Annotated in this window: 22 protein-coding genes; 12 read left to right on the top strand and 10 right to left on the bottom strand. The window is 74.2% G+C overall.

The features are described from left to right. Positions 1 to 18: 18 nt before the first annotated feature. Together AB0P06_RS20560 and AB0P06_RS20565 are read right to left on the bottom strand one after the other, a co-directional pair. Positions 19 to 912, bottom strand: a complete 894-nt coding sequence (locus tag AB0P06_RS20560) for a transketolase C-terminal domain-containing protein (protein ID WP_363609239.1) — start codon at positions 910 to 912, stop codon at positions 19 to 21. A 62-nt stretch (positions 913 to 974) separates the two neighbouring features. Further along, positions 975 to 1,688: a thiamine pyrophosphate-dependent enzyme gene (locus AB0P06_RS20565; RefSeq protein ID WP_363609241.1), complete on the bottom strand. Its 714-nt coding sequence runs from the start codon at positions 1,686 to 1,688 to the stop codon at positions 975 to 977. 56 nt (positions 1,689 to 1,744) lie between these two features. Here AB0P06_RS20565 and soxR point away from each other — a divergent pair, with 56 nt between their 5' ends. Further along, positions 1,745 to 2,269 carry a redox-sensitive transcriptional activator SoxR gene (gene soxR, locus AB0P06_RS20570; protein ID WP_363609243.1) on the top strand — a complete coding sequence of 175 codons (525 nt, stop codon included), beginning with the start codon at positions 1,745 to 1,747 and terminating at the stop codon, positions 2,267 to 2,269. A 40-nt stretch (positions 2,270 to 2,309) separates the two neighbouring features. Here the strand turns inward: soxR and AB0P06_RS20575 are convergent, their stop codons facing one another. Beyond that, a complete protein-coding gene (locus AB0P06_RS20575; RefSeq protein ID WP_363609244.1) occupies positions 2,310 to 3,704 on the bottom strand; it encodes an amino acid permease in 1,395 nt (464 codons plus the stop codon). A gap of 278 nt (positions 3,705 to 3,982) precedes the next feature. Then, entirely contained in the window at positions 3,983 to 4,960 is a 978-nt protein-coding gene (locus AB0P06_RS20580; protein ID WP_363609246.1) for a helix-turn-helix domain-containing protein, read from the bottom strand. A gap of 71 nt (positions 4,961 to 5,031) precedes the next feature. Here AB0P06_RS20580 and AB0P06_RS20585 point away from each other — a divergent pair, with 71 nt between their 5' ends. From AB0P06_RS20585 to AB0P06_RS20630, 10 genes are all read left to right on the top strand, one after another. Then, positions 5,032 to 6,300 carry an MFS transporter gene (locus AB0P06_RS20585; protein WP_363609248.1) on the top strand — a complete coding sequence of 423 codons (1,269 nt, stop codon included), beginning with the start codon at positions 5,032 to 5,034 and terminating at the stop codon, positions 6,298 to 6,300. A 195-nt stretch (positions 6,301 to 6,495) separates the two neighbouring features. Further along, positions 6,496 to 6,966 (top strand): GNAT family N-acetyltransferase, encoded by a 471-nt coding sequence (locus tag AB0P06_RS20590; RefSeq protein WP_363609250.1) that lies wholly within the window; start codon positions 6,496 to 6,498, stop codon positions 6,964 to 6,966. 653 nt (positions 6,967 to 7,619) lie between these two features. Beyond that, positions 7,620 to 7,979, top strand: a complete 360-nt coding sequence (locus AB0P06_RS20595) for a cupin domain-containing protein (RefSeq protein WP_363609252.1) — start codon at positions 7,620 to 7,622, stop codon at positions 7,977 to 7,979. Further along, positions 7,972 to 9,546 (top strand): class I tRNA ligase family protein, encoded by a 1,575-nt coding sequence (locus AB0P06_RS20600; RefSeq protein ID WP_363609254.1) that lies wholly within the window; start codon positions 7,972 to 7,974, stop codon positions 9,544 to 9,546. Before AB0P06_RS20595 ends, AB0P06_RS20600 begins: the two co-directional genes overlap by 8 nt. 78 nt (positions 9,547 to 9,624) lie before the next feature. Next, a complete protein-coding gene (gene panD / locus AB0P06_RS20605) occupies positions 9,625 to 9,993 on the top strand; it encodes an aspartate 1-decarboxylase (RefSeq protein WP_363609256.1) in 369 nt (122 codons plus the stop codon). 3 nt (positions 9,994 to 9,996) lie between these two features. Beyond that, entirely contained in the window at positions 9,997 to 11,334 is a 1,338-nt protein-coding gene (locus AB0P06_RS20610; protein ID WP_363609258.1) for a SidA/IucD/PvdA family monooxygenase, read from the top strand. Beyond that, the gene (locus AB0P06_RS20615) at positions 11,331 to 12,485 is read left to right on the top strand and encodes an FAD-dependent oxidoreductase (RefSeq protein WP_363609260.1); all 1,155 of its coding nucleotides are present in this window, start codon (positions 11,331 to 11,333) and stop codon (positions 12,483 to 12,485) included. Before AB0P06_RS20610 ends, AB0P06_RS20615 begins: the two co-directional genes overlap by 4 nt. Continuing rightward, positions 12,482 to 13,804, top strand: coding sequence for a hypothetical protein (locus AB0P06_RS20620; RefSeq protein WP_363609262.1), 1,323 nt, complete (start codon positions 12,482 to 12,484; stop codon positions 13,802 to 13,804). Before AB0P06_RS20615 ends, AB0P06_RS20620 begins: the two co-directional genes overlap by 4 nt. A 51-nt stretch (positions 13,805 to 13,855) precedes the next feature. Further along, positions 13,856 to 14,767 carry a VOC family protein gene (locus AB0P06_RS20625; protein WP_363609264.1) on the top strand — a complete coding sequence of 304 codons (912 nt, stop codon included), beginning with the start codon at positions 13,856 to 13,858 and terminating at the stop codon, positions 14,765 to 14,767. 150 nt (positions 14,768 to 14,917) lie between these two features. Next, positions 14,918 to 15,721: a thioesterase family protein gene (locus AB0P06_RS20630; protein WP_363609266.1), complete on the top strand. Its 804-nt coding sequence runs from the start codon at positions 14,918 to 14,920 to the stop codon at positions 15,719 to 15,721. A gap of 23 nt (positions 15,722 to 15,744) precedes the next feature. Here AB0P06_RS20630 and AB0P06_RS20635 read toward each other — a convergent pair whose 3' ends face one another. The 6 genes from AB0P06_RS20635 to AB0P06_RS20660 all read right to left on the bottom strand — a co-directional run bounded on the left by AB0P06_RS20635 (position 15,745) and on the right by AB0P06_RS20660 (position 20,895). Next, the gene (locus AB0P06_RS20635) at positions 15,745 to 17,064 is read right to left on the bottom strand and encodes a HAMP domain-containing sensor histidine kinase (protein WP_363609268.1); all 1,320 of its coding nucleotides are present in this window, start codon (positions 17,062 to 17,064) and stop codon (positions 15,745 to 15,747) included. Continuing rightward, on the bottom strand, positions 17,061 to 17,888 hold the full coding sequence (locus AB0P06_RS20640) for a response regulator transcription factor (RefSeq protein WP_363609269.1): 828 nt from the start codon (positions 17,886 to 17,888) through the stop codon (positions 17,061 to 17,063). Before AB0P06_RS20640 ends, AB0P06_RS20635 begins: the two co-directional genes overlap by 4 nt. Then, positions 17,885 to 18,736: a hypothetical protein gene (locus AB0P06_RS20645; RefSeq protein ID WP_363609271.1), complete on the bottom strand. Its 852-nt coding sequence runs from the start codon at positions 18,734 to 18,736 to the stop codon at positions 17,885 to 17,887. The genes AB0P06_RS20640 and AB0P06_RS20645 overlap by 4 nt, the downstream gene beginning before the upstream one ends. Positions 18,737 to 18,877: 141 nt before the next feature. Beyond that, complete coding sequence (locus AB0P06_RS20650; protein WP_363609272.1) at positions 18,878 to 19,783, bottom strand: class F sortase; 906 nt, start codon at positions 19,781 to 19,783, stop codon at positions 18,878 to 18,880. After that, entirely contained in the window at positions 19,770 to 20,234 is a 465-nt protein-coding gene (locus tag AB0P06_RS20655; protein WP_363609274.1) for a hypothetical protein, read from the bottom strand. The genes AB0P06_RS20650 and AB0P06_RS20655 overlap by 14 nt, the downstream gene beginning before the upstream one ends. 136 nt (positions 20,235 to 20,370) lie before the next feature. Continuing rightward, the gene (locus tag AB0P06_RS20660) at positions 20,371 to 20,895 is read right to left on the bottom strand and encodes a GNAT family protein (RefSeq protein WP_363609276.1); all 525 of its coding nucleotides are present in this window, start codon (positions 20,893 to 20,895) and stop codon (positions 20,371 to 20,373) included. Positions 20,896 to 21,089: 194 nt separating this feature from the next. Here AB0P06_RS20660 and AB0P06_RS20665 point away from each other — a divergent pair, with 194 nt between their 5' ends. Then, a complete protein-coding gene (locus AB0P06_RS20665) occupies positions 21,090 to 21,245 on the top strand; it encodes a DUF6131 family protein (RefSeq protein WP_363609278.1) in 156 nt (51 codons plus the stop codon). Positions 21,246 to 21,247: the final 2 nt, after the last annotated feature.

Raw genomic sequence — 21,247 nt, forward strand, 5'->3', positions numbered from 1 at the left:
CTCACCGGGGAAACCGGCTCACCAGAGGAAGGTGCCGATCCGCTCCCGCAGGGAGGCGGCGTCCAGGCCGTAGGCGGCCAGGTGCTCGGGGATCGAGCCGTAGTGCCGGTGCTCCTCGCGCGGCACCCCGAGGCCCAGCACCCGGTGCGGCCGGTCGTTCAGCGCGGCGTGCGCCTCGTTGGCGGAGGTCCCGGCCAGGTAGGGCTCGACCAGCACCACGTCCGCCCGCCCGGCGGCGGCCGCGCGCAGCCCGGCCGCGTCGAACGGCCGCACCGTCGCCGCGTACAGCACCGTGACGTCCAGGCCCTCGGTGGCCGCCAGCGCGGCGTCCAGCATCGGCCCGACCGCGACCACCACGCCCGCCGAGCCCCGGCGGACGGTGCTGAAGCGGCCCGCCTCGACCGGGACCGCCGCCGCGTTCTGGTGCGCGGAGAGCCGGACGTACACATTGCGGTCGCCGTCGGCGACGGCGTGGCGCAGCAACCGCTCGGCCTCGTCGGGGTGTCCGGGCACATGGACGGTCCAGTCCGGCAGGGTGTCCAGCAGGGCGACGTCGCCGGGCGACATGTGGGTGCGGCCACCGGCCGGCCAGTCGTACGAGCCGGCGGCGCTCACCAGCACCGCGCCGACGCCCTGGTGCACGAGGTCCAACTTGACCTGCTCAAAGGGGCGTTCGACCAGGAAGCCGGCGAAGGTGTGGGCGATCGGCCGCATCCCGGCGAGCGCCAGGCCGCCGGCGGCGCCGATCAGCAGCTGCTCGCGGATGCCCACGTTGATCACCCGGTCGGGGTGGCGCCCGGCGGCCGTGGCGAAGCCGGCGGCGCTGATGTCGGCGAGCACGACGGCCAGCCGGGGGTCGTCGTCGAGCAGGCGGGTGGTGACGTCGAAGAAGCGTTCGCGCATGGTGTCCACGGGAGGTTCCCTCTCACTGGGCGGGTCGGGCCGGGCTGGGCGTTCAGGGGTGGGCGGGGCCGCTACCCCCGCGTGGAGCCGTCCTCCTTGGGCTCGACGCGGGCCACCACGACCCGCGGCCGTCCCGGGTGCCCGGCGGTGAACGCCGCGTACAGCGCCTCGTGGTCGCGGCCGTTCACGGTCTCGGCCGACCAGCCCTCGGCGGCGAACCGGGCCGCGATGCCGCCCTGCCAGCCGTGCGTGGCCGAGGAGTTGTCGATCACCACGGTGTGCAGCCGGTCCAGCCCGTACGCGCCGGCGAAGGCCACCGCCTCGTGGTTGGAGCCCTCGTCGAACTCGGCGTCCCCGACCAGCACCCAGACGGCCGGGTCGGTGAGCCCCTGGGCACGCAGACCGAGGGCGGTGCCGACGGCCAGCGGCAGCCCGTGCCCGAGCGAGCCGGAGCCGATCTCGACGCCCGGGATCAGCGTGCGGTCCGGGTGGTGGCCGAGCGGCGAGTCGTAGGCGCCGAAGCCGGACAGCAGACGCGGCTCGATGAAGCCCTTGGCGGCCAGCACGGCGTAGTAGGCCATCGGGCCATGACCCTTGGAGAGCAGGAAGCGGTCACGGTCCTGCACCTCGGCGGTGGCGGGGGTGACCCGCAGCACGCGGTCGTAGAGCACCCAGAGGGCGTCCAGGGTGGAGGTGGCGGCGGGGCCGTGCTTCTCGTCGCCGGTCATCAGGGCCATCAGGCCCGGGAGGTCTTCGAAGGCGGCTTCAGCCGTTTCAGCGCTCATGCGCACGATGCTGCAACTTAAAGCCAGCTTGAAGTCAAGCGGTTACAGTGGGCGCCATGACCGCCACCGGACCGAGCCGGCACGACCTGCTCACCATCGGCCGGCTCGCCGAGCGCAGCGGCCTCGCCGCCTCCGCCCTGCGCTACTACGAGAAGCTCGGCCTGATCCACGCCACCCGCACCACCGGCGGCCAGCGCCGCTACACCCGCGCCACGCTGCGCCGGGTCGCCTTCGTCCGGGCCGCCCAGCGCGTCGGCCTCTCCCTCGACGAGGCCAAGGTCGCCCTCGACCGGCTCCCCGAACTCCGCGCGCCCACCCCCGCCGAGTGGGACGGCGTCGCCCGGTCCTGGCAGAGCCGCATCGACGACCAGATCGCCGAACTCCAGCGCCTCAAGGCCAAGCTCACCGGCTGCATCGGCTGCGGCTGCCTCTCGCTCTCCCGCTGCACCCTCTACAACGCCGCCGACCGCGCCGCCGCCACCGGCCCCGGCGCCCGCTACCTCCTCACCCGCGACCCGGACACCGGCCCCGAACCCGCCCCCGCCGAGGCCCACTCCTGCGGCGCCCCGGACGCGCCCTGAGCCCCCACCCCCGCGGAGGCCCCCACGGGCCGCGCCGTCGTCAGGCCTTGCGGGCCGCCATCCAGGCGTAGACCAGGATCCCGGCGAAGAGGAAGAGCACGCCCTGGTAGACCGCCGTGTAGCCGGCGCCGGCGACCAGCCACAGGGAGAAGGCGAAGGCGCCGAGACCGAGGGCCGCGTCCCTGGCCAGCCGGCCGGGGGCCACCCGGTCCCGCTCGCCGGCCACCAGCCAGTACAACTGCGCGGCGGCGGACAGCAGGTACGGCACGGCGGCGGTGAAGGTGGTGATCAGCACCAGGGTGTTGAACGCACCCCGGGATCCGGCGGTGAAGTTGAGGACGGTCAGCAGCGAGGCCAGGGTGACGCTGATCAGGACGCCGAAGACCGGGACGCCGCGGCGCTTCGTGGCGAAGGCGGCCGGGAAGAGCCCGTCCCGCGCGGCCGCGTACGGTGCCTGGGCCGACAGCAGGGTCCAGCCGTTGAGCGCGCCGACCATCGACACCAGCGCGGCGACCGCGATGACCGTGCCGCCCCACGAGCCGCCGAACATGACGTCGACGGCGTCGGAGAAGGGCGCGGTGGAGTGGACGAGCCGGTCGTGCGCGACCGTGCCGAAGACCGCGAGCGTCCCGAGCAGGTAGACCACCGCCGCGCCCAGTGTCCCGAGCACGCTGGCCCGGCCGACGTTGCGCTCCGGGTCGCGGACCTCGCCGGCGCTCATCGCGGCGGACTCCACGCCCAGGTAGCTGAAGAGCAGGATCGCCGCAGCGGCCGTCACCCCGCCGACCACGCCCTTGCCGGAGGCGTCGAAGGGGCCGAGGTTGGCCGGCTCGAAGAAGCCCAGTCCACCGATCGCGACCAGCGCCAGCGGGACGAGCTTCAGCACGGTGGAGACCACCTGGACGACACCCACGTAGCGGGTGCCCGCCAGGTTGGCGAGCGCGGGCAGCCACTGGACGGCCAGCGCGGCGGCGAGCGTCAGCCCGGTGGAGTGCTGGATGGGCAGCAGCACGTCGAGGTAGCCGACGGCGGCCACGGCGAGCGCCGCGTTGCTGACCACGGTGGTGATCCAGTACGACCACGCCGCGAGGAACCCGGCGAAGTCCCCGAAGGCGGCGCGGGCGTAGACGTACGGGCCACCGGTCCGCGGATCGCGCCGGGCGAGCCGCCCGAAGACCAGCGCCAGCGCGACGGCCCCCGCCGTCACCACCCCCAGGGCGACCAGGCTGACCGTCCCGTAGGGCGCGACGGCGGCGGGGAGCATGAAGATGCCGCCCCCGATGATGTTCCCCATGACCAGCGCGGTGGCGGCCACCAGGCCGAAGCGCCCGCCCCGGCGCGGGGACGGGGTGGGCACCGCGCCCCCGCCCGCCCCGGTCGTGACCGGCGCACTCGAATCGGGTGTCCGCCGGAGGGCGGCCGGGCTGGCTTGCATCAGGGTGGTGCGCCTTTCGTGGTCCTGCTCGCGCTCTGTGGAGCAGGTGCCATGGTCGCCCAGGCGGCACTTCGTACCCAAACGGAACGATTTGTTCCCGTCCGCCCGGCACACCGCCGCAAAAACGGCGGCCGTACCGGCTCCGCACCGGCACTCGTCCTGCGACCCCGTCAGCGGCCGCCACGTCCGGAACCGGGCGGAATCGGGCGAAACGCCCCCCGATCACCGCCCCCCGATCACCGCCGTGCGATCACCGCCGTGCGATCACCGCCCCCCGATCACCGCCGTCCGGCCGGCCTGACCGGAGCCGGAGCCGAGGCCGGGCGGAAGGTGCGGCGGTAGGTGTCCGGCGGGACACCGACCACGCGGTTGAAGTGGCGGCGCAGGGTGGCCGCGCTGCCCATCCCGACCCGGGCGGCCACCTGGTCGACGCTCTCGTCGGTGCTCTCCAGCAGCTCCTGGGCGCGGTGCATCCGCTGGGTCAGCAGCCACTGCAGCGGCGTCGTCCCGGTGGCGGCGGTGAAGTGCCGGCCGAGGTTGCGCGTGCTCATGTGGACGCGGCGGGCGAGGTCGGTGACGGTCAGCGGCTGGTCCAGATGCTCCAGCGCCCAGGCCAGCAGGTCCGCGAGGGCGGGGCCGTCGTCGGCCGGCACCGGCGCGGCGATGAACTGGGCCTGGCCGCCCGACCGGTGCGGCGGCACGACGAGCCGGCGGGCCAGCGCGTTGGCGACGGCGCTGCCGTGGTCGGTGCGGACCAGGTGCAGGCACAGGTCTATCCCGGCGGCCTTCCCGGCCGAGGTCAGGACGCTCCCCTCGTCGACGTAGAGGACCCCGGGGTCGACCTGGACGCGGGGGTAGCGCTCGGCCAGCAGCCCGGTGTGCATCCAGTGGGTGGTGGCCCGGCGGCCGTCGAGCAGGCCGGCGGCGGCCAGGACGAACGCCCCGGTGCAGATGGAGGCGACCCTGGCCCCGGCCTCGTGCGCGGCGCGCACGGCCTCGACCAGGTCGGCGGGCGGCGGCTCGGTGACGTCGGAGCAGGCCGGGACGATGACCGTGTCCGCCGCGACGAGCTCGTCGAGCCCGTGCGGCGTGACGGCCTGGAGCCAGCCCCCGACCCGCACGCCGGGCGGGGCACAGACGGTGAACTCGTACCAGGGGTCGACGAGGTCGGGGCGGTCGATGCCGAAGATCGTGCAGGGAGCCGCGAGCTCGAACAGCGGCATTCCGTCGATGACGGCCAGCGCAACAGAAGCCATGTCCTTAACTGTACGCATGATGGCGTTCCGGACGCTCGTGCTCGGCGGAACCGGTCGCCAGCATGGAGGACATGACCAAGCACGTGATGACGTCCGCCGACACCTCGGCGCGTCCGCTCGACCGCCCGGCCGTCGGCGACGACCGGGCGTGGCTGCGGGCCGGGGTGGCCGTGGCGGCGGTGGGCTGGGGGGCCAATCAGTTCGCGCCGTTACTCCTGCTCTATCAGGCCAAACTGGGCCTCTCGGCCGCCACGGTCCAGGCCACCTTCGGCATGTACGCCATCGGGCTGATCCCCGGCCTGCTGCTCGGCGGCCCGGTCTCGGACCGGTACGGCCGCCGCAGGCTGATGCTTCCGGCGCTGATCACCTCCCTGCTCGCCACCGTGGCACTGATCGCCGGCGGAACGGGGCTCGGCTGGCTGTTCGCCGGGCGGGTGATCTCCGGCATCGCCAGCGGCGCGGCCTTCAGTTCCGGTACCGCCTGGATCAAGGAACTCTCGCTGGGCGGCTCCCCCCGCGAGGCCAACCCCGGCCCCCGGCGGGCGACCGTGGCGATGACCACGGGCTTCGCCGCGGGCCCCCTGGTCGCCGGGCTGCTGGCCCAGTGGGCGCCGTCCCCCACCGTGGTGGCGTATCTGCCGCACCTCGTCCTGACGGCCGTCGCCGTCCCGCTGGTCCTGGGCGCCCCGGAGACGGTGACCGGGCAGCAGGGGGGCAGCCTGTTGCGCCGGCTGCGGGTGCCGGCGGTGCGCGAACGCCGGTTCCGTACCGTGGTGGCGCCCCTGGCGCCCTGGGTGTTCGGCTCCGCCTCGATCGCGCTGGCCTATCTGCCCGCGCTGGTCAGGGAGCGCATGGGCGGCAACGCGCTGGTGTTCGGCGCCGTGGTCACCATGCTGACCGGGCTGGCCGGTATCCTGGTCCAGCCGCTGGCCCGCAGGATGGACGACGCCCGCAGGCCCCGCCTGCTCGTCATGGCGATGGCGATCGTCGTGGCCGGTCTGCTGATCTCCTCGGCGGCCGCGCAGACGACGCAGCCGGCGCTCGTCGTCGTGGCGACCCTGGTGCTCGGCGCGGGCTACGGCTGCTGCCAGGTGTGCGGGCTGCTGGAGGTGCAGCGCCTGGCCCGTACCGAGGACCTGGCCCGGCTCACCGCCGTCTACCAGGCGCTCTCCTACCTGGGCTTCGCCGTCCCGTTCGTGCTGTCCGCGCTCCAGCACTCGGTGTCGCCGAGCGTGCTGCTGCTCGCCGTGGCCGCGCTCGCCGTCCTGACGCTGGCGTGGACGGCGGCCGGGGCCACGCGCGGCCGCCGGGCCGACTCCGGCGCCCCGACCGCCCCGTGACCGCACGATGGCCGGCCCGCGACCGCGCGTCGACCGCACGACTCCCTCCTGATGACCCGTCAGCGCTGTCAACCGGACACGGTGGAGCAGTCAATTCGCCTCGGGCTACGGGACGGTGAGCGCGCGCCCGGCCTGACGCCCCGTAGCGTCCGAGAGCACGCCCCGACGCGCACCGACCACCGAAGGAGCCACCCGATGACCACCCCCGCCTCCTGGACCGTCACCCCGCCCGCCGAGGCCGACTTCGCCTCCTGGCGCGAGCTCTACCTGGGCTACGCCGAGTTCTACCGGGTCGACATGCCCGAGGAGCGGCTCAAGACGGTCTGGTCGTGGCTCCACGACCCGGCGCACGAGCTGAACGGCCTGCTGGCCCGCGACGCGGACGGCACGCCGGTCGGCCTGGCCCACTACCGGCCCTTCGCCCGGCCGCTCTCCGGGACGGTGGGCGGCTACCTGGACGACCTGTTCGTCGCGCCCGCGGCCCGGGGCGGCGGCGCCGCGGACGCGCTGTTCGACCGGCTGGGCCGGATCGCGGCCGAGCGCGGCTGGAGCGTGGTCCGCTGGATCACGGCCGACGACAACCACCGGGCGCGCTCCAAGTACGACCGGGTGGCGAAGCGCACCATGTGGGTGACGTACGACATGCCGCCGGTCGGCCAGGCGTAGCGGCACGCCCCGCCGCGCGCGGACCGACCGCGCCGGCTCCGGCCCGCCAAGGGCCGGAGCCGGCGCGGTCGCCGCTTTTCGAGCGTACACAGAATTCGGAATGCCCCCCTCCGAAACACATTTTGGAAGATCACCGATATCTTCGCTGGTAGACCCCGTAATGCCCGCCCGCGCAAATCCAGGGTTGACCCATACCAATCTTTCATGGAGGATCGTCTATGTCCCCGGGCACTCCCGGGGCAGAACATCGGCGGACCGGTGCATCCGGTACGGCAACAGCGATCCGGCGCCACCAGATGTCATTTACCAGCTCCCGAGCTGTGACACCAGGGGGTATATAAATTGGCCAACTGTCAGGCCCGTTGACGCTGGCTGACCAGCCGCCAAGCGCACCGATCGGCAGCCCACCCGGGCCGGAGGACCATACTCCGGACACGGGTGACAGCCATGTCCAGCTTCTCCTCGATCCCGCCGAACAATCCGGCGCGGTCGATCCAGCCACCACCCAGGCAATTCCCTGGAATTTTGGCGGCATTCACCCGGGCGCCATTCCTGGCACCCTGCGGCGATTTCCTGCGGCCTGCCCGCCGACGCAGCAGAGGCCTGTCGTCGGCGGAGCCCGCCCCGCCGGTCCCACCATGAAAGGAATCAGAATGTACGTACGCAGTGCGGTCAAGGACGGCCAGACCCGGGAGAACAACTGCGACCTGCGGCGCATCTACCCCTGGCAGGGTGTCGTCGTTCCGCCGTGGAACAGCTCCCTGGTGTCCATCCGGCCGCAGGAATCGAGCCAGCAGCACGCCCACGCCACCGACGAGACGTTCATCTTCACCGGCGGCGAGGGTGTCGTGCGGGTCGGTGACGAGGAGCGGGTGGTCGCCGAGGGCGATGTCATCTACATCCCGCACGACAACCAGCACATCGTCACCAACACCAGCGACCGCGACCCGCTGACCTTCGTCAGCATCTACTGGCTCCAGCCGGCCCCGGCCGAGGAGTCGGCGCATGCCTGAGCCGGACAGCGCGGCCGTACGCGCCCCGCGCCAGGTCAACGTCTCGTTCTCGCCGCCGACCCCCAACGGCGACCTGCACCTGGGCCACCTGGCGGGCCCCGTGCTGGGCAGCGACGTGTGCGCGCGGTCGCAGAAGATCCTGGGCAACGACGTGGTGTACGCGTGCAGCACCGACGACAACCAGACCTACGTGGTCACGACCGCGCAGCGGCTCGGAGTGACCCCCGAGGCGCTGATCCAGGAGGCGCTCGACAGCGTCCGGGTGTCGCTGGACCTCGCCGGGGTCGACGTCGACCTCTTCGAACGGCCCGACGAGGACTACAACCGCTTCGTCCGGGACTTCTTCACCCACCTGTGGCGGCACGGCGCGTTCGACCGGCGCGAGGTCGAGCTGCCGTACGACGCCGAAACCGGGCAGTACCTGGCCGAGGCGTTCGTGACGGGCCGCTGCCCGGTCTGCCTGGCGCACGCCAGGGCGGGCGTCTGCGAGGCGTGCGGCCTGTACAACCTGCCCGGCTCGCTGCTGCCGGGCGACACGGCCACGGCGCTGCCGAGGAAGCCGGTCTCCATCTGGGTCCTCGACCTGGAGCGCTACCGGTCGCTGATCAGCAACTGGTACCGGACCTCCGACGTGCCGCTGAGGCCCGATCTGCAGAACGTCGTCACCCGGACGCTCGCCGGCCGGCTGCCCTACATCCCGGTCACCTACCCGAGCACCTGGGGCATCCCGGTGGACTGGGACGGCCCCGGCGCGCAGCCGCAGGCCATCAACGCCTGGCCGGAGATCTACGTCGGCCACCTGTACTGGCCGCAGCGGGTCCGGGCCGGACGGCAGGCCGGCTGCGACGAGTTCGTGCAGTTCATCGGGATCGACAACGGGTTCTACAACGCGTTCGTCTATCCGGCCCTCAAGCTCCTCGCGGTCAGGCACGGGCTGCCGGTCGAACTGCCGGTGACCCGCACGCTCACCAACCAGTACTTCCTCCTGGAGGGCCGGAAGTTCTCCACCAGCAAGGGGGACGTGGTCTGGGCGCGGGACTTCCTGGAGAAGGCCGGCCGGGACCGGGCGCGGTTCGTCCTCGCGCTCACCAGCCCGGAGCTCCAGCAGTCCGAGTTCACCGAGCAGGTGGCCGCCGCCACCCTGGAGTCCCGCTTCGACGCACCGCTCGCCACGATCACGGCGAGGTTCGGCGAGCAGCTGGCCGGCCGGTCCGTCGACGCCCCGCCCTCCCTGTGGTGGACGACCGCCATCGAGGCGTCCGTGCGGCGCTTCGAGGCCGCCTACGCCCTGGAGACGTTCTCCATCCGCAAGGCGGCCGAGGCGCTCGCGCTGCACCTGGAGGTGCTGGCCCTGCGCGGCGGGCACCTCCGGACCGACGACGCGGGCGACGTGTCCGGCGCGCTGCTCTTCCTGTGGACCCTGCGCACGCTCGCGTGGCCCGTCACCCCGGACCTCGCACGGCAGGTGGCCCTGGCGTTCGGCGCCGAGGCCGCCCCCGGCGACGTCCCGCTGCTGCGGGACGTCCGCACCCCGCCCGCCGGGCACTTCCGGGGCCTCTCGGGCTGATCCACCCGGCCCGGTGAGAGCCACCCGCCGGAGCCGGTGAGAACCGTCCACCGAATGAATCCAGACAGGGATACCGACATGCTGCGTACCTTCATGCGTTCGAAGATCCACCGTGCCACCGTCACCGACAGCAACCTGAACTACATCGGGTCGATCACGATCTCGCCGGAGCTGCTGGACACCGCCGACATCGGCATCCACGAGCTGGTGCACGTCGTCAACATCAACAACGGCGCGCGGTTCGAGACCTACACCATCCTCGGCGCCCCCGGCGCCAACGAGGTGATCGTGAACGGCGCCGCCGCGCGGCTCGTGGCGACCGGCGACAAGGTCATCATCATCGCGTACGGGCAGCTCAGCGATGACGAGGTGGAGAAGCACGAGCCCCGCGTCGTCCACGTGGACGACCAGAACCGGGTGCTCGAAACGGCCCCGGCCGGCGCGTGACCCATGGCAGACCAGCAGATCCACTCAGTCCTCGGGATCGGCTTCGGGCCCGCCAACCTCGCGCTGGCGGTGACCCTGGAGGAGTTCGGTTACAGCGGCACGACCCGGTTCATCGAGCGGGCCGACGGCTTCCAGTGGCAGAGCGAGCAACTGCTGCCCGGGGCCGACATCCAGAACAACCCCTTCCGTGACCTGGTGATGCCGCGCAACACGGGCAGTCCGTACACCTTCGTCAACTACCTCGCCGGCCAGGGCCGGCTGACCGACTACCTGCATCTCAACAGCAAGTTCCCGCTGCGGCGGGAGTACGCCGGCTACCTCCGGTGGGTCGCCGACTCGTTCCGCGGGTCGGTCGACTACGGGCAGTCGGCGACCCGGCTCTCCCTGGTGGACCTCGGCGGCCGGGAGGTGTTCCGGGTGGAGACGGCCGGCGGACGGCAGTACTTCGGCGAGACCGTCGCCGTGGGTACGGGCCGCTCGCCCCGGATCCCGGCCCCGTTCCAACGGAGCCTGGGGCCCACCGTGTTCCACTCCACCAGGTACCTCAGCTCCCTGCGGCGCCAGACCGGCAAGGGGCTGCGGGTGGTGGTGGTCGGTGCGAGCCAGAGCGCGATCGAGATCGTGCTCGACCTCCTCGACCGGCCCGAGGTCCACCAGGTGGTGTCGCTCCAGCGGGGCATCGGGTTCCGGCTGAAGGACACCAGCCCGTACAGCCGGCGGGTCTTCCTGCCCGACTTCATCGACTACTTCTACCCGCTTCCGAACGAGGCCAAGAACCGCATCCGGCGGGAGCTCAGGTCGATCAACTACGCGGCCTGCGACCAGGACGTGATCGACCGGCTCGCGGGCGTGCAGCACGAGTACGAGATCACCGGCTCGGACCGGTTCCGGCTCATGCCGTACTCCGAGGTGGTCCAGGTCACCCCGCACGCCCAGGGCACGGCGAACCGGCTCACGGTGCGGGACGTCAACTACGGGACGGAGAGCGCCTACGACGCCGACCTCGTCGTCCTGGCGACGGGCTTCCGCGACTTCGGCGAGGGCCCGGACGACGAACGGCGCCACCCCCTGCTGGAAGAGGTGGCCGACCGGCTCGCCGTCAACGAGCACGGGCTGCTGGACGTGGCACGCGACTACTCGGTGCCCGTCACCGGGCAGACGTACCAGCCGCGTCCGCTCCGGCTGTACCTCAACGGCCTGTGCGAGGCGAGCCACGGCATGGGCGACGCGGGAGCCCTGGCGGTGCTGTCCGCCCGGTCGACCGACATCGCCGAGTCCATCCTGGGCAAGCCGGGTGAGCCCACCGGCCCGGAACGCCTCCCCGTCGAGGCCGTTCGGTGACCACGGGCACCCGTACCACCGTTGATGCCGCCGCCGACGTCGTCATCGTCGGCGGCGGCATCATCGGCCTGGCAACCGCCGAACGCCTCGCCGCGCACCGGCTGTCCGTGGTCGTGATCGACGAACACGGGGTCGCGGGCGGGGCGACCGGCGCCTCCGGCGGGCTGATCCGCGCGTTCGACCCCGCCGCCGGCACCGACGGCCACCCCTGGGCCGCCGAGGGACTCTCCTGCTACCTGCGGCGGGGCCCGAGCGGCCGCTGGCCCGCGGTGCGCGAGGACGGCAGCCTGGTGCTGTTCGACGCCGACGGCACCGAACGCGCGCTGGCGGGCGCGGACCAGGTCCTGGCCGCCGGGCACACCGCGCTGGTCCTCTCCGCACCGGAGATCACCGCCGCGTTCCCCGGTCTGACCGTGCCCGAGGACTTCGTCGGGGTGTACGAGCCGCGCGCCGGCTGGCTGCCGGCGCGGGAGGTCGCCGAGGCGATGCTCGGGGACGCCGACGGCGTCACCTTCCTCGGCTCGGCACGGGCCACCGAGGTGGTGACCTCGCGCGGGCGGGTGACCGGCGTCCGCACCACGGCCGGGCTCGTGCGGGCGCGCGCGGTCCTGCTCGCCGCCGGGGTCCACAGCACCGGGCTCGCACGGACGGCGGGCGTGGAACTGCCTTTGCGCACACGGGCGGTGAGCTACTGCGTCTTCACCCCGCGCGGCCGCCCCGGCGCGGGTCCGGGCACAGGCCACAGCGCAGTCCACGGCGCAGGCCCCGGCGGGCCGTACGGGCTGCCGACCGTCGTCGACTCGACGACGGGTGCCTGGCTGCGCCGCTGGAACTCCGGCACCGGCGTGCTGGCCGGTGTGTCGTCGTCGGCGTGCGACGTCCCGCCGACCGTGACCGCGGGGGTGCCGATCGCCGAACAGCGGCGCATCCGCGAGGTCGTCCGGCACCGCCGGCCGCCGCTGGCCGACGCGGACGCCACCGGCGGGGTCACCGCCTACGACGTCCTCGGGCCCGGCGGGAAGGGCGCCGTGACCGTCTGGCCGGAGCCGTACGGGCTGGTCACCGCCACCGGGTGGAACGGCGGCGGCTTCAAACTGGCCCCGGCCGTCGGACGGCACACGGCGGCCCGGATCCGCGAGGTGATCGCATGACGCACCGGGAGGCCACCGCACGCCTCAACTCCACCGACGAGATGCTCTACAGCGCCGAACGGGAGCTCGGGTCCTCCCGGATCGTCCAGGTCCTCTGGCGGTTCCCGGTCGAGCTGTCCCCGGCCGCGCTGCGCGAGGAGTGGGAGCGGCTGGACCGCGGCAGGCTCAGCCGCCGGCCGGTACCGGCCCTGGTGCCCGGGGCCCGGCGGAAGTGGGTCGGCGCGCACAACGGGGAACCCCTGCGGGAGTACCCGGGGCGGCTGACCGACGACACGGTGACGGACTGGCTCGACGAGCAGGTCCGCGCCCCGCTCCCGGCCGACTCGACCGCGCTGTGGCGCCTCGCGGCCGCCCGGTACGGGAACGGCACGCTGCTGTCACTGACCGTGCCGCACTTCCGCTCCGACGGGCTCGGGGTGTTCACCGCGCTCGACCGGCGGGATTCCCCGGCCGCCCGCCGGGGCACCCCGGCGGGCGGCCCGATCGGCGAGGACCTCGGCGAGCTGCTGGAGCAGGGCGCACTCGCCGTCGCCGGTTCGGTCGCCCTGGCGGAACGCGTCCTGACGAATCGTCAGGAGTTCGACCGGATCAGGTCGGCACTGGCCGGCCCGGCGAAGTCCCCCCGGAGCGAGGCGACTTCGGAGCCCAGGTTCTTCACCACCGCGCTCTTCACCCTCGACGCCGCGTCGTGGGAGGAACGGGCGACGGCGTACGGCGGCACCGCGAACAGCCTGTTCGTGGAGATCGCCGCCAACCTGGTCCGCGCCAGGGTGCCGCTGGCCGACCGCGCGTCGGTCAGGGTCGGCATCCCGATGAACCTGCGTCGGCCGGACGGCGACGCCCGCGCCAACGCCCTCGTCGTCGTCCCGCTGGAGGTCCCGGCGGGCGCACCCCAGCACGAGGACCTGCGGCAGACCCGCCGGAGCACCAAGGCCACCCTGCGGGAGTCCGGCGAGCACAGCGGCACACTCGTGCCGGAGCCGCTGTGGCACCTGCTGCCCCGCCGGTACGCCGACCGTCTCAAGGCGCCCGGGGCGCAGCAGACCGACGTCGTCGCGTCCAACTTCGGCGTCGTACCGGAGGCCGCTGCGCGCTTCGCCGGCGAACAGGCGGACAGCGTCGCCCTGCGCACGATGAACGTACCGGGCCTGGTGCCGGAGAAGGCCGCCCTGCGCGCCTCACTGTGCATGGTGCGGTCGGGCGAGCGGGTGACCGTGACCGTCACCGGGATGCCCGACCACTTCGGCGGCACCGAGTCCCTGCGCCGGCTCGTCACCGACGAGTTCGCCGCGTGGGGGCTGCGGGCGCAGCGGTGGTAGCCGCCGGGTGAACGGGAATCACAGCCCAGTCGGAAGAGGGAGCACAGCACCATGACAGGAAGCACCGCATCACCGTCCGGTCTCTCCGGCCCGCCCGGGCTCTCGGAGCGCTGGTTCCGGACCACCCCCGACTCGTCCGTCCTGGACCGGCCACGCCTGCTCGCCCGGTCGCTGATCGACCTGGCCGACCTCGACGACCGGATCGCGTTCTACGAGCGGCTGCTCGGGGTGCGCGCGGATCTGCGGATGCCGATCCCCGACTTCGGCGGCCTCGAACTGGCCGCCGTGGGCACCGTTCTGCTGATCGCGAGCGAGCGGCCGTTCACCCCCGTCCAGCGGCGGACGGCGTACTCGCTGATCGTGCCCTCGCTGGCCGGCCAGCTCGATCTGCTGGGCCGCACCGGCACGACCGTGCTGGAGCCCCGCGAGGCGATCGTGCCCGGCGCGCGGGCCCGGGTGCGCTACCCGGACGGCTCGCTCGCCGAGCTGGTCGAGCACCGGCCCCGGCCCGGGGAACGGCCCGCACCTCGCCAAGTCGGGCCCGGGGACGGGGGCGTGCGCCTCCTGGTCCGGCGGGCCGTGCCGGCCGCTTCGCTCGGCGGGGCCGTCCGGTTCTACGAGACGGCGCTGGAGACGGCGTCGGCGACGGCCCCGGAGACGCTGTCGGCGGCTCCGGGGACGGCGGCCGCGACCGGTGCCGTGCCGCCCGCCCCGGGCCGGGCGGGCGGCGCCGGATTCGCGATCGTGGGCAACCTGCTGCTGGTCGGCTCGGACGAGGCCGCCCACGAGGACGCGTCGCCGGTCCCGTTCGCCCTGCTGGCGCCGTCGGTCGAGGCGGCGGCCGCCCGGGCGGGCGCCGCCATCCGCCCGGGCTCCGGGGTGGACGGCCGTCCCGTCGTGCCGCTCCCCGGCGGGGAGTCGGCCGAGATCTGGGCCGGTCCGCCCGCCGCGTACCGGGCATGACCGGCTCCGGCCCGGAACAGCTGGGGCACCGCCTGGTCCTGACCCGCCCTCCGTCCGAAACCGCGCGGGAGAATGGCGGCCGGGCCACTCCCGGCCGGGCCCGGACGACCGGTATACCTTCTCGTGGATCTCGATGAGGGGAGTCGGCGGATGACGCCGGATTCGGCGGAGTTGCCCGGGTCCTTCTACCGGGCCGTGGGCCACGGGCGCTACGAGAGCACGGCCGCCACGGCGGGGCCGTGGAGTCCGAAGGCGCAGCACGCGGGCCCCCCGTCCGCCCTGCTCGGCCGCGCCCTGGAACGGCACGGGGCGCGGGAGGGCTTCCGGATCGCCCGCATCACGCTGGAGATCCCCCGCCCGGTGCCCGTCGGCGATCTCCAGGTCGAGGTCCGCGCCATCCGCTCCGGCGGCCGCGCCGAACTCCTGGAGGGTGAGCTCACCTCCGGCGGTCGGCCCGTCCTGCTGGCCCGGGCGTGGCGCATCGCGGCGAGCCCTCGGGAGACCCCGCCGCTCCGCCCGGAGGCGGCCCCACCGCCGCTTCCGGGCCCGCAGCCGCCGCCCGTCATGGCCGGCGCGCACCTCGGCGGGTACGTCTCGGCGATGGAGTGGCGCTTCCCGCCCGGCGGCGGCTTCGACACCCCCGGCCCCGGCACGGTGTGGGCCCGGCAGCGGATCCCCCTCGTCGACGGCGAGCCGGACACCCCGCTGACCCGCGCCCTCACCCTCGCCGACAGCAACTGGGCGGTCGCCTTCGAACTCGACCACGTGGGCCGGCTCGTCATCAACACCGATGTCACGCTGGCCCTCCACCGCGACCCGGTCGGCTCCTGGCTCCATCTGACCGCCGCCACGGCCGCCAGCCCGGACGGCTCCGGGCTGGCCTCCGGCCGCCTCGACGACGCGGCCGGCGACTGCGGCCGGATCCTCCAGACCCTGCTCGTCGCCGACCGCTGACGCGGGAGCCCGGGCCGCCCTCGTCAGGGGGCCGGCCGCTCGCCCCGCTTCTCCCCGGCGTCCTGGCCCGGGCCGTGCGCCGGGCCGCCGGTCGAGTCGCCTGCCGGTCCTTCGGCCCGGTCGTCGGCCCGGTCGGGTGTCACCGTGGGCGGCAGCACCAGGGTGGCCACCGCGCCGCCGTCCGGGTGGTTGGCGAACGTCAGGGCCGCGCCGATCACCCGCGCGTGGCCGGTGGCTATCGTCAGGCCCAAGCCGTGGCCGCGCCCGCGCTCGCGCACGCTCGTCCGGAAGCGCTTGGGCCCGTGCCGCAACAGGTCGTCCGGGAAACCGGGCCCGTGGTCGCGGACGGTGATCCGCAGTCCGTCCACGCCCAGCCGGACCGGACCGCCGCCGTGCCGGTCGGCGTTGACGAGCAGATTGCCCAGGATGCGGTCCAGCCGGCGCAGATCGGTGCGGACCGACGTGTCGGCGGCGCCCGGCGCCACCTCGACCTCCACGTCCAGGCCGGTGAGCGTGACGGTACGGCGCACCGCCCGGTCCAGCGGCACGGCCGACAGGTACGGCGTCTCGACGTTCGCGTCCAGCCGGGACACCTCCAGCAGGTCCTCGACCAGCGAACGCAGCACCTGCACCCGGTTCTGGACGAGCTGGGTGGGCCGGCCCGGCGGCAGCAGCTCGGCCGCGGTGACCAGCCCAGTCAGCGGGGTCCGCAGCTCGTGGGCGACGTCCGCGGTGAACTGCTGCTCGTCCTCCAGTCGGCGGTGCAGCGCCCGCGACATCAGGTCGACGGCCGCCGCGAGGTCGGCCACCTCGTCCCGCCCGTCGACCAGCTCTCCGATCCGGGTGTCCGTGCGCCCGGCGGCGATCCCCCGGGCGGCCGTCGCCGCGGTGCGCAGCCGGCGGCTGATCCGGTCCGCGACCAGCACCCCGACCAGCACCGTCGTGAAGACCGACGCGACGACGGTGATCAGGATGATCCGGTCCAGGTCGGCGATCGCCGCCCGGTCCGGCTCGAAGTCGACCCGGACGGAGACCACTCCGCCCTGGACCGGGCCGGCCGCCCACATCGCCTCGCCCTGCGGACCGCCGGCCAGCAGCGATCCCCGCCGGCCGTCCGCCACGAGGGCGCGCAGCCGGGGCGGCAGCGCCGGGTCGTCCAGACCGGCGACCTTGCCGTCGCGCGCGTAGGCGCCCAGCGCCGAGTCCAGCGCGGTCAGCGCGGAGGCCCGGGCCTGGTCGACGTGCTGGCGGATCATCGCCTGGTGGACCAGCAGGCCGACGGCCACGGCGACCAGGACGGAGATGGCGGCGACGGCGGTGGCGATCTGGCGGCGCAGGGTCATGCCGAGCGCCGCAGCTTGTAGCCGAACCCGCGGACGGTCTCGATCCGGCCGGCGCCGATCTTGGCGCGCAGCCGCTGCACGTGGACGTCCACCACCCGGGTGTCGGCGCCCCAGTCGTAGTCCCAGACCCGCTCCAGCAGGACGGAGCGCTCCAGCACGATGCCGGGCGCGGCGGTGAACTCCAGCAGCAGCCGCAGCTCGGTCGGGGTCAGCGGGACGAGCCGGCCGTGCACCCGTACCTCCATGCTCTCGGTGTCCACCTCCATCCCGTCGAAGCTGCGCACGGTCCGCGGCGCCGGTGCGGCCGGAACGGTCGGGGCCGTCTGCACGGCCGGGGCGGTCGGGGCGGTCGGGCCCGTCGGAACGGCCCGCACGGGAACCGGCGCGAGGGCCGGCGGGGCGTCCGCGGCGGGCGGCGGGGTCTCGGCCGCCGGGACCACGCGGACCCGGCGCAGCACCGTCCGGATCCGGGCGACCAGCACCGCGCTCTCGAACGGCTTGACCACGTAGTCGTCCGCACCGGCCTCCAGGCCGGACACCACGTCGACCGGATCGGTGCGCGCCGACATCATCAGGATCGGGAGCTGGCTCTCCTCGCGGATCCGGCGGCAGAGGCCGACCCCGTCGAGGAGCGGCAGCATGACGTCCAGCAGCAGCAGATCGGGGCGGACGGCGTGGAACGCCTCCAGCCCTTCCAGCCCGTCGGCGGCGGTGGAGACCGGGAAGCCGTAGCGCTCCAGGGCCATCCGGGTGGCCTCCCGGATCACCTCGTCGTCCTCGACGATCAGGATGTGCGGGTGGGTGGGTGCGGCTGCGGGGTTCATGGCTTCGCTTCCGAGAGCGCCGGGGTCGGTCGGGCGGTTGGACGGCTCGTGGGGGTGCCGGGGGCCGGTCCGGGAGGGACGGGGCTGGCCTCGCCGGCCGCCCCGGGGGTGCGGCTGACGCCCATGCCGGGGCTGACCGCCGGTCCGGTCACGCCGGCGGAGGGGCCCGTCTGTCCGGTGCCGTCGCCGGGCACCGGGACGATGCCCTCGACCTTCTGCTCCACCAGGCCGAGCCGGACCCCGTCCCAGTGGTAGTGGCTGCTGGTCCGGGCGGAGGCGGTGGTCAGCTCGTACAGCCACAGGTCGCAGCCGACGGTCTCGGCGCTGAACCCCTCCCGTGCCGTGACCTGGAGGACGGACAGGACCCGGTCGTCGGCCAGGGTGTAGACGTGCAGTACCACCGCCCCGGGGGTGGCGACGGCGACGAGCAGCTCGGAGCGCCCGTCACCGGTGAGGTCGCGGTACTCGGGGCTGCGGACCTTGCACTCGGGGCAGGAGTCGAGGGCGCGCCGCTCCTCCGGGCCCACCATGGGGTCCTTGGCGAGGACGGTGCGGACGTCGACCGCGGTGGTGTCGTTCCCGGGGACGGTCACGTCGGGGACGGGGCGCGGCGTCGGCTGAGCGGTGGCGGTGGCGGGTGAGGCCGGCGACGGAGAGGCATCCAGGCCGGGCCAGAGCGGCTGGGGCTTCAGCGGCGGTGTCACCGGCTGGGACGCGCCGTGGTCCTGCAGCCCGCCGGGGGTGACACGGCCGACCGCCATGGCCACGAGGGCGGCGATGGCGATGAGGACGGCGAGTCCGGCCGCCGACACGGCGCCGGTCCGGCGGCGGGGAGTAAACGGTGCCACGGTCGGTGCTCATCCTCCTGGTCTGCGGCGATGCGCCGGGTCCGCTCCGTACCCGCCCCGGTAGTAGGTCGCGTGGACGGCTGCCGGTGGTTCCGCCCGGGCGGGTTGCCGGGCGGAACCACCGGCACCCGCCCGGCCGCCTCAGCCGGACGCGCCGTCCGGACCGGCCAGGTCCGCCAGGACGATGATGTTGTCGGTCCAGTGGCCGTCCGAGCCGATCCGCCCGCCACAGGTGATGAGCCTGAGCGTAGGCGTCGGGGTGTCACCGTAGACCGTCTGGGTCGGGAAGCGGTCCTTGGCGGCCTGCAGCAGCGTGCGGACCCTGAAGTCCACCGTGCTTCCGTCCGCGCGCCGCACCTGGATCAGCTCGCCCGGCCGCAGTTTCGGCAGACCGTGGAAGACCGCCGGGCCGTGCACGGTGTCGTAGTGCCCGATGAGGACGGCGGGGCCGGTCTCCCCCGGGGTCGGGCCGTTGCGGTACCAGCCGGTCTCCCCGGCCCGGTCGGCCGGCGGCACCTCGACCGTCCCGTCGGCGTTCAGGCCGAGGCTGGTCACCGGGGCGTCCACCCCGGCGGCCGGGATCAGCAGGCGGGTCGGCACCGAGGCCGCGAAGGGTCGCGGAGCGGTGGCCGGGGCAGCGGAGGCCGGGGCGGGCCCGGACACCGGGTTCGCCGCGGGCCCCGTGGCCTTCGCCGGGGTGTCCGCGCCGCCGTGCACCGAGGGCTCGATGCGCACCACCGGGGTGCGCTGGCCGGACAGCGCCACGGAGGCGCCGATCACCAGGCAGAGCAGACCTGCGGCACCGAAGGCGCTCCGCCGCAGTGCGCTCGGGCCGGGTCCGGCGGTGCGGGACCGCCGGTGACCGCTGCCGCGCGCGTGGCGGCGGCCGGTCGCCCGGGCGCCCCGGTCGCCGGATGCGGCCGTGTCGTCGGCGCCGGGTCTCCCGCTCTCCGGCGGGACCCCGGCGCCGCTCCCCTGCCTGGCCAGGTGCGGGGGAGCGGCGCCGGGGTGCCCGTTGGACCCGGGGCCGGTGTCAGCCGCGGGCACCGGAGCCGCGGCGCAGCAGGGCGAAGCCCAGCGCACCGGCGCCGAGGGCCGCGACGGTGCCGCCGCCGACCAGCAGCGGGCCGGAGACGGAGGTCGAACCGGATCCGTCACCGGCCTGGGCGGCACCCGCGGGCACCTCCCGGACCTGGGGCCCGGTGCCACCGGCGGTGGGCGTGGCGGTGGGGGTCCCGCCGGCGGGCGCGGCGGCGGGGGTGGCGGGGGTCGGGCGGGTGGGCGTGGCGGTGGGAGTCCCGCCGGCCGGTGCGGCGGTGGGGGCCGCGCTCGGGGCAGCCGGGGCCGAGACGCCGGCGACGCTCGGGGCAGCCGGGGCGGGGGCTCCGTCGGCCCATGCGTTTCCGCCGGTGACGGCGGTCATCAGCGCGGCCCCGGTCAGGGCACAGACGGCCAGGACCCGGCGGGCGGGCGAGCGGTGGGTACGGCTCCTGCTCATACGGTGTCTCTTCCTTCGTCGCGGACGCGGCCCGGCCGGTGCGGCCGGTGCGTTGACAGCGACGGTAGGAGGGCCGTGTCGCGGTCCCCGGCCGGTCGTGTCACGGCCACCCATCGGCTGCGTAACGACCGTGGGGTCAGCGCTCGGCACGGTCCGAACGCAGCAGGCTGTAGCGGACGATGTCGCGCCACTGCCCGTCGCGGAACACCAGGCTGCGCAGCACGCCCTCCTCGGTGAAGCCGCACTTCTCCAGCGCGCGCCGCTCGGCGAGGTTGACGACCTCGGTGTCCGCCTCCAGCCGGACCACCGGCGAATGCGCGAACAGGTAGTCCGCCAGGAGGCGTTGGGCCTCGGTGCCGATCCCCCGGCCGCGGGCCCGCGGGAGCAGCTGGATGCCGATGACCCAGTACGAGGACGCGGGCACGAGCCCCGCCCGGCGCCACTGGACGAAGCCGCACAGCTCCCCCGCGACGACCACCGCGAGCACTGAAATGTCCTCCCCCAACAGGCCGTTCTCCGCCCACCGCCGCCGGCTTCGGCCCGGGTCCGACCACCCGAACCACTGGAGCGGCCCCACCGCCTCCGGGTCGAGCAGGAGTTGTTCGACGGTCACCAGATCGGCCTCGGAGAGAGGGCGGAGTATCACCGGTTCATCACTCATCCCGGCACTGTAACGGGCGGGTGCCGGAAGGGCTCCCGCCTCATCTCCACCGGCTGCCGGGCACCCCGGCACCCGTCGACACCGGGTAGCGGCCGACACGACCACGGTCAGTGATCGTCGGCGATTCGTTTGCCAGTGCGACCAGTGGGAAGCAGAGTTAAGCGGAGGGGGCCTTACCGAATCTGGAGGTCACCGTGATTATTCTCGGAGTGATTCTGCTCATCATTGGCTTCGTCGCCCACATCTCCATCCTGTGGACGATCGGAATCATCCTGGCCGTCATCGGGCTGGCCCTGTGGATTCTCGGTTCCGTGGGGCACGCGGTGGGAGGCCGCCACCACTACTGGTGAGT

The organism is Kitasatospora sp. NPDC088351, assembly GCF_040685575.1.
In the GTDB taxonomy this organism is placed as follows: domain Bacteria; phylum Actinomycetota; class Actinomycetes; order Streptomycetales; family Streptomycetaceae; genus Kitasatospora.